We start from the raw sequence: 12313 nt of genomic DNA on the forward strand, positions 1-12313 counted from the left end.
TACTCTCATTATGAGGTACAAAGCAGAAAAAGAAAAGGATTGAATCTTTTTAACTTAAGTGAATCTTTACAAGCATCATAAAAAGAAGTATACTAATAAAGTACGAAAAAAAGGTTCCTTAGCTCAGTTGGGAGAGCACTACCTCGACAAGGTAGGGGTCACTGGTTCGAGCCCAGTAGGGACCACTAGATATAACAGCATTTGTAAGAGTCCTTTGTTTAAAAAGTACCTCGCGGGTACGACATAGGGTACGATTTATTTTTTCGTCAAAAAATCAGAAAAAGAATTCGCCGATTGTTTATGAGAGGTATCTTGAACATGGGTGTACACGTCCAAAGTCATACGGACATCAGCGTGCCCCAATCTCTCTTGAACAATTCGCGGATTTTTTTCAATTTGAGATAAGAGAGTGGCATGGGTATGTCGCAAATCATGAAACCTGATTTTCTTTACCCCGGATTTTTTACATATAGTTTCCATTGCTCGACGAACATTACGATGCATCATATAGCTCCCAACTTTAGATGCACACACAATTTCTGTATCTATTGTCTGAGAAACTTTGTGCTCTTTTAATATATTTATCTGACTTTTTGACAGGTAAATATATCGCTCTGAAGCTTTTGTTTTTAAAGACGTTCTTTTTCCTGTCCGTCGATCTAATCCTTCGGTAAGGTCAATATATTTTTCGTGAAAATTAATATCTGACCAATGAAGGCCAAGAATTTCTCCTAATCGCATCCCAGTATTTATAGCTAACCAAAAGACTATATATGAATGGTAGCCTTCTGCTTGGTTAAGAAATTTCGTGATTTCCTTTTTAGTCCAAGTATCAAAGCGCTTATACTTAATCTTAGGTTTATCTACTCTATCCATAGGATTAAATTTCATAAACTCCCATGATTGAGCTTGTTTGAACACTTTATTCATAATCAGACACATACGCACGACATAACTATTGGCATATGTTTTTTCTTTTGTAGCAAGCCATTTTTGTATCTCAATTGGCTTAATTGAAGTAATTTTTCTTGAGCCAAAAGTAGGCGCAATATGTTTTTGATATAAAGACCATTCATTATACAAATTTGTTTCATTCATATTTCTGGGAGCAATTAGAGAAAAGTAATCCTCTGTTATCTCACTAAATAATTTAGATGTCTTCTTAACAAAGAGACCTTCGGACAGTTCCTTAGTCAAAACTGCCTCATCATATTTAGCTTGATTATTAAGCTTGTGCCAATCCCCCTTTATTCTATCTCCTAGATGGTAAACACTTGCTCTGTATCTTTTCTCTCCATTTTTTAATTTCTTCTGTTCAATTGCCATAATTGTTTCTCCTTTCAAGAATGAAAGAAGAACAACCTACATACTGTAAGTATATAAGCTGTTCTTTGTAATTTCAATGATGAGGCTGCTCTTTTATCCACTCTAACAAGAAAGATTGTGTCTCTTTGACAGGGAACAACCACTTCCTACCAATTTTCCTACGTATTTTTTCGAACCGAGAGTCATGGAAGAATGTTTTATCAATAAATCCTTTGCTCATACCAGTAATTTGTTGTAAGTCATTAAACGTATAAAAGACTTTTTCAGTACCAATTGCTTCTAGTTTTTTCTGAATTTGATCTTTAACATGATTTTCTATAATCCTGTCGTCAATTTTGATTTGGAGAAAGGGTTTTTCTTCTATAGACATAATATAATCTGTCCTTTCGTGGAATTATTTTAAGAAGGGAATATATAATGTGGGAGAGTAAAAACGTTGTAGTCAGAGTATCAATTTTCTATTTTATAAAAACCAGTATTTACTCGATAATTTTCCATGTACTATTCTTTATTAATAGAAAGTCGTATTGAGATAGCTGATTAGATTGTGTAATATCATCTTGATACCGTACTGTGACCGTAGCTCGAACATTTTCATCTTCTTGTACATAAACAGGATCAATTAATTCTAAGAATATATACTCTCTATCTATTGCGGGTAAAATATTGTCCTCAATATAGTAAGACAATTCGCTTTGACTCGCAGTTGGGTACAGGGTGAAGAAGGACGAGAGGAACTCGTCAATTTCTTCTCGTGTGTCAGAGTCGATCGAATTATCATTTTCTAAGGGAGTGGGTTGATATAGAGATTTTGAAGGAATAGTAGTGAGAGTTGGGTTATTAACAATCACTAGATCTCCTTGTTCATCGACATGCACTCTGATTTCAAAAGCGGTATGAATGGTTTCTTCTTCGTCCTCTTCTGTTTCTTCTGTAATTCGTTGTGTGACTGAAAACGTCACGTCAAAGTCATTATCTGTTTGTTGGTCAATTGACCAAATTTGAACATTTCGGATGGAGGAAGTAGTTGTGATGTCACTGTCTAACATAATACTATTAAGAGAAAGCAAGTCTTCCGGTAAATAGTTTTCCAATGCTTCCTGTCTTTCTTCCAACTCGTCTTCATTTCCATTCCATGCATAATACACTTTCACAAATTCACAGACGAAATTTTCAATACTGTTGGTATCTCTAAGTTCACGCTCCACTATTGTGTTTTCATGAATGGTATGGGTATCGATTGCTGTAAAATGCTTATAAATCGCAAAGGAAAAACTTATCCCTAATAAAATCCACAATGAAAGTACGAGTTTCTTTCTAGGATTGATAGTCAGTTGTTTTGCCTTTTTCTCTTTTACTTTTACTTTTTTATTTTTCTTATTCTTCTTAAAGAACATAATCATTTATCCCTTCTTCCGTGATTTAAGTTAGAGTCCGATATATGGAGCGGGGTCGACATGTTCCCCATTAAGCATAATTTTAAAATCTAAATGCACTCCTGTAGAGGTTCCTGTTGTTCCCATGGTGCCAATCCGTTGCCCTTGAGAAACGCTGTCACCAAATAGGAATCTTTCAGTTCTTTTTCGACCAATTCACAGTAAAGCCCACTTTCTAATTTCTTTTCTAAATGAAGTAGTTGGTCTTGGTATTTTCCTAAGATAATTTCTACTCGAATATGAATGAGTCCATCTTTTAATTTGTAGTAAAGTTTTGGAAAGTGCGTAATCTTTTCTTTGGTCTTTTGACTGCTTTTATCAAACAAGGTTTCTTTTTTCACTTGTTCAGACTCGTACCATTTGTTTTCCAGTAACATGCGAGCCAGTTTTTGACGATGATAGAGTTGTTTGACTCGGTCTCTTTGAAAATAAATAAACAGTAACGTAACGAGTAAACAAAAGAATAAAGCGATCCCCACAGAAAAGAGGAGAGAAGAAAGGTAGGGGGGGAGATTTCCTCTTTGTAGGGTTTCGGGGAGGGTTTTCCACTCGATTTGAGCCAACTCTCTGCCATGAAAGAGAAGTACAATCGTTAAAAAGAGTGGAAATAGAATGGATAAACTCGTGTTTAACACAAGGTGTTTATCTTTTGGCTTGATACGTTTTCCACGAGTAAAGAAATGGATCATGGCAGAGGTGCTCCTTTCAAGTGAGTAATGTTAGTCTTTCTTCGGTTGCGGTTTTGGTGGGGTATTGCCTTTATTTTTCTTCAAGACAAGATCATCGGCTTTTAAAAACCAATCGACCTCAGCGCCAAAGAACGTCGCATTCGCAACGGTATCCGCAACAGGATTGATTAATTCCACTTCTGTATTGTAATCAAATTCTTTTAAAGGGACATTGGCAGGAATACTGACTTGAATCATGCATCCCTGTCCTTTGGACTTTAGGTCATAAGTGCGTTCTTTAATTTTCTCGGATACCGTACCGTCGTCATTTTGAACCCGTACTTCACGGCGTAAGGCTGAAAATTTTAAGGTATCGAACGTGGCATCTTTATCTAATACAATTCCATTCGCAAGTCTCATATAAAAAATCTCCTTTATAGTTTTTTTGTTTTTAAGCTTTCACAATATCGTCTGCTTGTAGGATATAACGGGTAAACCCTCGTTCACCAATTTTATAGCCCTCTGCGGTAATACGTGGATTGATTAGCGCAACCCTTTCTTCGAATTCGTACAGTTTTTCCCCAGCTCGTGCAGGTAGAGTGACCGCAATATCATCGGCTCGTTGAACGGTTGAGTAGAGATTGTAAGTGCGGGAGAGAACGATCATTTCGCCATTCATTCTTCGCTGATTAATCTCGCCTTCCCCAGCAAATTCCAACTGTCCGAATGTTTTTTCCATATTGGGTACAACAAATTTTAGTTCCATATTTATTCCTCTTTTCTTTTTATTTGTGTATTGAGTTGTAGGGAGGAATGGACTTCATTTCCCCAAACATCCCATCCATCTGTTTGATTTCTGGCAAATAATTCTACTCGTGGTAAATCGCCCATCAGTTCCACGATTTTCTCTCTGGCTTCATCTGGTTTTTTACTGTGTTGTTCAAGGGGACTAATAATTAGCTGATGCACTTTGTTTGAAACTCGTTTAGGTTTGCCTTTGACTCCAAGCAAACAGATTTCAACATTTGATCGTGTCCAGTAACCGAGTCCAAAAAAGAAGGTCTTTTTTACTTTGTTTTGTTTCACCCAGACAAAAGCAACCGTTTTGTAAGAGAAGCCCCAAGCCTCCAGTACTTTGAGACCTTCTTTCAGCTTAGGAAAAGTTGTCCACAAAAAGCATGTCGCATGTTTATCTGAAATAGAGTGAATGTCTAAGTTACAGATGTCAGTAGTCGTCATAGTAGGATAATGGTTTTCAGCGACTCCTTTTCCTTTGTTTTGTCTGTATTTCCAAGGCGGATCAGCATAGATAATTGAGTAAGATATGAATGATCACTCCTATTATTGAAAGCAAACTTTTTATTTAGTCAATTTCGAAGTCGAGTATTTTCTTGATTAAACGTGTGGTGAGTAATCCATGTAATTCTTCATCTACCATCATCCGTTGGTTACCATATTCATCCGTCATTGGACGTAAGGAAAGTTTTGCGATATAGCCTTCATAATGTTTTAGGATTTGATGAATAGATTTTGAATCACCATCTGTTGCGGGAACAATAATCTCAAAGGAAATTTTAGGGTAAGTTTTCATTAGCGTTCTCCTCCATAAATTGTTTGATACTCTTTAATGCATCCTTTCGATTGCGATAGACGGTTGAACGATGGAGTTTTAGAATATCTGCGATTTGTTGGGTGTCTAGTTCTAAAAAGTAATAGAGTAAGAGAATTTCTCGTTTTTTGCTTGATAATTGTTTGAGTGCATTCGCTAATAAATCATTTTCTATATGGATAGGAAGTTGATTAATGGAAAAAGTATGATAGTCAGAAGGTTTATGGTCAGTTGTCGAAAATTGATTGATGAAGTGTTCATCAAACATGGAGAAAGTGGTTTCTTTCTTTGAAAGACGTCTTAGATACTTTCGATAATCCTTTTGTTCATCACGAATGGGTTGCTTACAGATATAATCGAATTCCTTTTCAATCCCTCTTTTAAAAGTGGAAGGTTTCATCACATTTCACCCCCTTCATACAATAGCCCGACACAAAAGAGTAAAATGTTGCATAATTTTCAAAAAGTTTTAAAACATAAAAAAACCTAATTGCAATCTTGCAATTAGGCAATACAAATATATTAAGAGTATTTATTAAAGAAGGAACTGTCTTTTTACTTAGTAAGGTTATATAGAGAAAAAAATAAAATTAACATCATTCCTCTCCTCCTGAAAAACATCACAAAAGTTTACAGTCGTAATCCTACTTAAAACATAGCATATAGGATTACGACTGTAAACAAATAGCCTAATAACATTTTCCAGAGAAAAGTACTTGACATTTTAAGATTACAACTGTAAACTTTAACTCAAATATACGATTACAAATGTAAACCAAATGAAGAGGTGTTCTTATGATAGGTTCGAATATTAGTCCATCGGAATGGGAAGTGATGCGTGTTGTTTGGGCGATGAAGGAGACTACAAGTAATGAAATTCATTCTGTATTGAGAAAAGAAATGGACTGGAAATTAGGAACAACAAAAACTGTTATTGGTAGATTAGTAAAAAAAGGCATGTTAAATACTGATTTACAAGGTAGACATTATATATACACTCCTGCTGTAACGGAAAAGGAAAGTGTAGAAAATGAAGGGAGAGCTTTACTTTCTCAAGTATGTAATAAAAAAGCTGGTAGTGTAATAGCAATGATGGTTGAAGATGCAGAAATTGGACAAGAAGATATTAAAGTAATTGAAGACATTTTATACACTAAAAGAAAACTTGCTCCGAAAGAGATCACTTGTGAGTGTATCAAGGGTCAGTGTTCATGCCATCACCCAGAAGAATATACTCTTCTGGAAAATGTTGAAGTTTCATTAAAATAATTTTTAGTCTTAAGTATTATAAATTTTCAATAAAAAACTAAAAGGAGATATTAAGATGAGTTCAAATGTATACCCTGTTGAGGGAATGACGTGTGCCACATGTGCATCCACGGTTGAAAGAACAGCTCAGAAGACAGTTGGAGTAATTTCTGCCAATGTAAACTTAGCTTCTGAAAAATTAAATATTAAGGCTGAGGAGGGCTTTGATCCCCAGCAGCTTAAGAAAGACGTTTATCTGTCTGGTTATACACTAGTTCTTCCTGAAATGGAGAAAAAAGTGTTTGCTTTAGAAGGAATGACGTGTGCAAGCTGTGCATCAACTATTGAGAAAACTGTTTATAAGATGGATGGCGTACAAGAAGTTAATGTTAATCTTGCGAGTGAAAAAATGACAGTTGGCTATAATCCTCTTGAAGTATCTGTTAGAGATATTGAGGCAGAAGTTTCTGATGCCGGATACCAAGCACGTCTCAAATCTGAGATACAAAATCCTGATCAAAGTAAACAAGATGATAATAAAGAGTCGAAGGAAGAACACTATAAAAGAATATTTTGGATAGAACTTATTTTTATGATCCCCCTAATGGTACTAGCAATGGGACCAATGGTATTCGGGATAACCTTATCAAGACCTATAGACCCTCATTTAAATCCAATTGGATTTGCAATTGTACAATTAGCATTAACCATTCCAGTGATTGTTACTGGGAAAGAATATTTCCAACAAGGTTTTAGAACCCTAATTAAGGGGCATCCTAATATGAACTCTTTAATCGGGTTAGGTACTGGAGCAGCCTTTGTATACAGTATTGGTGTAACGATCGGAATAATTCTAAATCCTTCACATGATTTGGCAATGATGCTTTACTTTGAATTAACAGCTATGCTAATTACGATGCACTCTCTAGGTCAATATCTTGAAGAGCGTTCTAAAGGACAAATGTCAGAAGCAATCAAAACGTTGATGAGTTTAGCAGCTAAAAAAGCTCGTGTTGTTTATAACGGAGAGGAGCGAGAAGTAGACATTGAGGAAGTAGTAGCTGGAGATATTATACGCGTACGTCCGGGAGAGAAAATGCCCGTAGATGGGCAAGTAATTAGTGGTAGAACAGCTGTGGACGAGTCTATGTTAACTGGTGAAAGTATCCCTGTTGAAAAAGGGGAGGGGGATGAAGTTGTTGGTGCTAGTATTAATCAAAATGGGTCAATTGATTATCGAGCAACAAAAGTAGGTAGCGATACAGCCTTAGCGCAAATCATTAAACTTGTTGAAGATGCTCAAGGATCAAAAGCGCCAATTGCTAAATTAGCGGATATTGTTACAAGATACTTCGTTCCGACAGTTATTGCTTTAGCTTTAGTCAGTAGTATACTTTGGTTTATATTCGGGCAATCCTTTATATTTTCACTTTCAATTGCAATTTCTGTTCTAGTTATTGCCTGTCCATGTGCATTAGGTTTAGCCACACCGACAGCAATTATGGTCGGGACTGGTAAAGGGGCTGAACACGGTGTTTTAATTAAAAGTGGAGAAGCTTTAGAAACGGTTCATGATGTTGATACGGTTATCTTTGATAAGACAGGTACTTTAACAAAAGGAGAACCTGAATTAACAGATATTGTTTTAAATAACAATAGTGAACTAACAGAAAGTGAAATTTTAAAAATTGCTGCTTCTGCAGAAAAGGGGAGTGAGCATTCACTAGCTAAAGCAATTGTAGGTGCTGCTAAAGAACAAAATATATCAATCATAGACTCAGAAGACTTCGAAGCTATTCCTGGACGTGGTATAAAAGCCAGCGTAGAAGGCAAACTCGTTTATTTTGGGAATAAAAAGTTAATGGAAGAAATAGGACTTGAAATAGGAGACTTATTATCTAAGTCAAATCAGTTAGCAGATGAAGGAAAAACACCAATGTATCTAGCTTATGAAGACAGTGTGTTAGCGATTATTGCTGTAGCAGATACATTAAAGGATACAAGTGTCGCAGCAATCAAAGAACTTCATAATAAAAATATTGAAGTTATCATGATTACTGGTGATAATGAACGAACAGCAAATGCAGTAGCCAAACTAGCAAATATTGATCGAGTTCTAAGTGAAGTACTTCCAGAAGATAAATCCAATGAAGTGAAAAAACTACAAGAAAAAGGTCAAAAAGTAGCGATGGTTGGAGATGGAATTAATGACGCACCTGCACTAGCTCAAGCGGATGTTGGAATTGCCATTGGTTCAGGAACAGACGTAGCTGTTGAGTCTGCAGATGTTGTTTTAATGAGAAGCGACGTACAAGAAGTAAATACAACGATTGAATTAAGTAAAGCGACCCTTAAAAATATTAAGCAAAATCTGTTTTGGGCATTCATCTATAACGTAGTAGGTATTCCGATTGCGATGGGGTTATTGTATATATTTGGTGGTCCTTTGATGAGCCCAATGTTTGCAGCATTCGCCATGACATTCAGCTCAATATCAGTCTTGTTGAATGCTTTGAGACTAAAGGGCTTCACTCCAAGTAAATTAAACTTATCGAAACAATCATAAATCAAGTGAAGATAGGAATAGTAAATAGAATAATAAATTAATTAAATTTATATAAAATAGGAGGAAGAAAATGTCTGAACCAATTTTGAAAGTAGAAAATTTGACAAAAACTTTTGGAAATTCAAAGGACAAAGGGGTTAAAGCTGTTAAAGGGATTAGTTTTGAAGTTAATAGAGGTGAAATATTTGGGTTTTTAGGACCTAATGGTGCTGGTAAAAGCACCTCAATTAATATGATTACTACACAATTGAGTGCAACAAAAGGAGACATATATATTGATGGAAAATCTATTATAAAAGATCCAGTCTCAGCAAGAAGTAAAATTGGTCTAGTTGCTCAACATAACAATTTAGATAGAGGACTAACTGCTAGAGAAAATTTAATTTATCATGCAAATTATTTTGGTGTAGATAAAGAAACTGCTAATAAACGAGCAGATATTTATCTTGAAAAATTTGGTTTAACTGATAGACAGCATGACTATGTTAAGACTTATTCAGGTGGAATGGCTCAACGATTAAAAATTGCTAGAGCACTTATGCATGAACCAGAAATCATCTTTTTAGATGAACCCACTACTGGATTAGATCCAGGATATCGTTCGATTTTATGGGAGCAAATTTTAGATTTGAATAAGAATGGGGCTACCATTTTTCTAACAACTCATTACATGGAAGAACCAGAGCAACTTTGTGATCGTATTGCTATTGTTAATGAAGGTGAACTCAAAGCAATTGGAACATTAAGTGAATTAAAAGAGTTAATTCCAAGTAATAGTATAATCAATATAGAAATGAGCGATATAAAACCTGAATGGGTTGATCAAGCAAAAGAAATGTCCGAAGTAAAAAATGCGGATATTCATGATGAACAACTACGTTTGTATATGGATAGTAGCCATCCAGATTTTAATAAAATTTTAGAATGGATTAATCAACTAGATGCGGAATTAAATACAATTAGTTTAACGACAAGTTCTCTTGATGATGTCTTTATTCATCTAACTGGAAAGGATGAAATTTAATATGGAAAACAGTCAGTCTTCAAAGTATATAACTATTAAAGCGATGATTAAACGAGATTTAGTAATTCAACTAAGAGATAAGTGGGAATTTGTATTCCGAGTAGCAATGTTACCCTTTATTCTTATTCTTATTTATGGATATGTACTTCCAAAGGTAGGAATTTTGCAAGAAGATTTTCCTAACCAAATGTTCCCTGGAATGGTAGGAATGAGTATTTTAGTAACTGGTATTCATGGAACTGCAGTGCCGTTAACAATGGATTTTAATATGTCAAGAGAAATTGAAGATCGTTTACAAGCACCTGTAAATGTAAGGACAGTTGCGTTAGTAAAAATGTTTGTAGGATTTCTTGAGTCTTGGATTGGTGGACTGATTGTATTACCAATTTCTTTACTCTTTATGTCAGAATTTCTAAATATAACAATGTCACTTAGAGAAGCAGTTTTACTACTTCCTGTTTTAATATTAGCAGGTATCTGTTCTGCCACTTTAGGGCTTTTAGTAGGGACAATCATTAAGCCAACACAAGTAGCCGCAATGTTTCCAGGGTTCTTAATGCCTTTAGTATTTACTGGAGCAATTTTCTTCTCATGGGATACATTGAGTGCAACACCCATCTTTCAGAAAATAGTATTAATAAACCCTCTTCTATACGTTAATGAAGCGTTAAGAGCAGTCTTAACGCCAGAGTTTAATCATATGCCACTATTATATAGCTTAATAGGTATAAGCGTAAGTATACTCGTAATGGGTTATTTTGGAGCAAAACGTTTCATTAAAATGACACAAGATAGATAGAAGTTAAAGCAGTGTATTTTGAGTTAATAAACTATAATTCTTATATAAGCTTCAAGTCATATCGACAAGGTAGGGGTCGCTGGTTCGAGCCCAGTAGGGACCATCATATTTGAAAAAGTCTTATAATCGTTGACCAATTGTTGGTTTACAAGATTATAAGGCTTTTTTTATTTCCTTAAGACTAGTTATTTTCTTATATAAAAGAATATATTTAGTAGTTACCCTGTACATTGCATGCGTATGATTATGTTTTTTTATCGTTTAGAATTAAAATGAACATATAAAGAGTTTGCAATTCATTATGTTATAGGAGGAATTAGAAATGATCGTATTAGCAATCGTTTTATTACTATTAGTGGGTGTCGTTGCATATTTAAATATAGCAGAAATGGTCATGATCGATCTTTATTTTACTAGTTTTAATATCCCAGTATGGTTGCTTATTGTCGGTACGCTTTTAATAGGTATGGTCATAGCCGGGTTGTTAGCAAGTTCTGTGATTGCACGTAACAAAAAAGTTTTAAAAGATAAAGAAGAAGAGATGGACCGAGCTGAGGCAGAAAGAAAAGAATCCGTTGATAAAGTGAAACAAGATGCAGAAACTCAGATCGAATTGCAGAAAAAAGAAGCTGAAATACAACGACTAAATGCAAAGTTATCTCAAGACCAAAGTAGCAATAGAGCTGTTCCAGTGAAGGAAACCAAGGCAGAAGTACCTGAAGATAATCATACTTGGGTAGAGGCGCGTGAAGAAGACCATCAAACTAGAACTAAAAAGAAGCCAAGATAACTAAAAAGATGGTTGGAGCAGTATAATAATAAGCTTATTTTTTTGCTTACTGTTTTTAAGTCTGCTCATTATCGCATCTCGACATTGATGGAGGTACTTTTTTGCTCTTAAGCTATTTAAAGGGAGGCACCATTGGTTCGATCCTGGTAAGTACTATTATAAGTAACGATTCAAAAAAGGCAGTAACGTTCTCATGGAGAAAACGTTACTGCCTTTTGATGTATAAACATTTTTTATAAGAAAAATTAATCGATGTCTAGTAAAAATACATATCTCGCTGAACCAGCGTCCCATTGTGCCAAAACCTCAAAGACAGCTTCTCCTTCTATCGAAGAAATATCGCCATCCCGAACACTTTCAACCGTTCCATCTTCATTCCAGATGTTTAATGTATAGTGTTTGGTTGTTCTTCAAAGTCTAGTTCAAGCGGTGTAGGAGCATCTATAGATGTAGGTTGGATCAGTTTGACGAGTTCTGGCGGGCTATCGCTATCGGCCTCTATTCCCTGACCATTTTCTATACTCCAACTGTATGTACCAAGTATCGGTTCAATAACTTCGTCTCCAGCATGAATGGTTAACTCTGGAGGCTTAATATCTGAGGAATCTAAAGAAACAAAGGATGAACTAGTCTCATTAACTTGCTCTGTGTTTTCGATTCCATTAACTTCTCCATTTGTATCGGAACAGCCACCGACCGCTAGAAAAACAGCGAGTGATAGTGTAGAAAATAACCATTTAATCTTCATAGTATGTATCTCCCTTCAATTATTTGAAATCATCAAGCGGTGCGAAATCATCAGTTTACAGACTGTTAACTGGGTATTATGTAATGTAACTATAGCATA

The 12313-nt window shown here is 35.3% G+C and carries 14 protein-coding genes, 1 tRNA gene and 2 pseudogenes; 6 read left to right on the forward strand and 11 right to left on the reverse strand.

Features of this window, described 5'->3' with window-relative positions; genetic code table 11:
• Positions 1 to 112: 112 nt before the first annotated feature.
• Positions 113 to 185 (forward strand) — tRNA-Val (locus LG377_RS01250).
• A gap of 70 nt (positions 186 to 255) precedes the next feature.
• On the opposite strand, the gene LG377_RS01255 is transcribed toward LG377_RS01250, so the two are convergent.
• From LG377_RS01255 to LG377_RS01300, 10 genes and pseudogenes are all read right to left on the reverse strand, one after another.
• A complete protein-coding gene (locus LG377_RS01255; RefSeq protein ID WP_225742922.1) occupies positions 256 to 1326 on the reverse strand; it encodes a site-specific integrase in 1071 nt (356 codons plus the stop codon).
• Between the two features lie 73 nt (positions 1327 to 1399).
• A complete protein-coding gene (locus tag LG377_RS01260) occupies positions 1400 to 1696 on the reverse strand; it encodes a hypothetical protein (protein ID WP_225742923.1) in 297 nt (98 codons plus the stop codon).
• 109 nt (positions 1697 to 1805) lie between these two features.
• Positions 1806 to 2726 carry a conjugal transfer protein gene (locus LG377_RS01265; RefSeq protein WP_370632557.1) on the reverse strand — a complete coding sequence of 307 codons (921 nt, stop codon included), beginning with the start codon at positions 2724 to 2726 and terminating at the stop codon, positions 1806 to 1808.
• A 27-nt stretch (positions 2727 to 2753) separates the two neighbouring features.
• Positions 2754 to 2885: pseudogene (locus LG377_RS01270) on the reverse strand (peptidoglycan DD-metalloendopeptidase family protein); the annotation flags it as partial.
• A pseudogene (locus tag LG377_RS01275) lies at positions 2885 to 3451 on the reverse strand (ATP-binding protein); the annotation flags it as partial. The pseudogenes LG377_RS01275 and LG377_RS01270, both read right to left, overlap by 1 nt.
• A gap of 30 nt (positions 3452 to 3481) precedes the next feature.
• Positions 3482 to 3850, reverse strand: a complete 369-nt coding sequence (locus tag LG377_RS01280) for a YdcP family protein (RefSeq protein WP_225742925.1) — start codon at positions 3848 to 3850, stop codon at positions 3482 to 3484.
• Between the two features lie 31 nt (positions 3851 to 3881).
• A complete protein-coding gene (locus tag LG377_RS01285; protein ID WP_225742926.1) occupies positions 3882 to 4196 on the reverse strand; it encodes a YdcP family protein in 315 nt (104 codons plus the stop codon).
• A gap of 2 nt (positions 4197 to 4198) precedes the next feature.
• On the reverse strand, positions 4199 to 4756 hold the full coding sequence (locus LG377_RS01290) for an MT-A70 family methyltransferase (protein ID WP_225744607.1): 558 nt from the start codon (positions 4754 to 4756) through the stop codon (positions 4199 to 4201).
• 37 nt (positions 4757 to 4793) lie between these two features.
• Positions 4794 to 5021: a helix-turn-helix domain-containing protein gene (locus tag LG377_RS01295; protein WP_225742927.1), complete on the reverse strand. Its 228-nt coding sequence runs from the start codon at positions 5019 to 5021 to the stop codon at positions 4794 to 4796.
• Positions 5005 to 5439, reverse strand: coding sequence for an RNA polymerase sigma factor (locus tag LG377_RS01300; protein WP_225742928.1), 435 nt, complete (start codon positions 5437 to 5439; stop codon positions 5005 to 5007). The genes LG377_RS01295 and LG377_RS01300 overlap by 17 nt, the downstream gene beginning before the upstream one ends.
• A 395-nt stretch (positions 5440 to 5834) precedes the next feature.
• Between LG377_RS01300 and LG377_RS01305 the strand changes: the two genes are divergently transcribed.
• The 5 genes from LG377_RS01305 (at position 5835) to LG377_RS01325 (ending at position 11466) form a co-directional block, all read left to right on the forward strand.
• Complete coding sequence (locus tag LG377_RS01305) at positions 5835 to 6308, forward strand: CopY/TcrY family copper transport repressor (protein WP_225742929.1); 474 nt, start codon at positions 5835 to 5837, stop codon at positions 6306 to 6308.
• Positions 6309 to 6363: 55 nt separating this feature from the next.
• Complete coding sequence (locus LG377_RS01310; RefSeq protein WP_225742930.1) at positions 6364 to 8853, forward strand: heavy metal translocating P-type ATPase; 2490 nt, start codon at positions 6364 to 6366, stop codon at positions 8851 to 8853.
• 70 nt (positions 8854 to 8923) lie between these two features.
• A complete protein-coding gene (locus LG377_RS01315; protein ID WP_225742931.1) occupies positions 8924 to 9877 on the forward strand; it encodes an ABC transporter ATP-binding protein in 954 nt (317 codons plus the stop codon).
• A 1-nt stretch (position 9878) separates the two neighbouring features.
• A complete protein-coding gene (locus LG377_RS01320) occupies positions 9879 to 10676 on the forward strand; it encodes an ABC transporter permease (RefSeq protein ID WP_225742932.1) in 798 nt (265 codons plus the stop codon).
• A gap of 322 nt (positions 10677 to 10998) precedes the next feature.
• Entirely contained in the window at positions 10999 to 11466 is a 468-nt protein-coding gene (locus tag LG377_RS01325) for a LapA family protein (protein ID WP_225742933.1), read from the forward strand.
• Positions 11467 to 11851: 385 nt separating this feature from the next.
• On the opposite strand, the gene LG377_RS01330 is transcribed toward LG377_RS01325, so the two are convergent.
• Complete coding sequence (locus LG377_RS01330) at positions 11852 to 12214, reverse strand: hypothetical protein (RefSeq protein WP_225742934.1); 363 nt, start codon at positions 12212 to 12214, stop codon at positions 11852 to 11854.
• Between the last annotated feature and the right edge of the window lie 99 nt (positions 12215 to 12313).

Source organism: Marinilactibacillus sp. Marseille-P9653, from assembly GCF_916618885.1.
Taxonomy (GTDB): Bacteria; Bacillota; Bacilli; order Lactobacillales; family Carnobacteriaceae_A; genus Marinilactibacillus.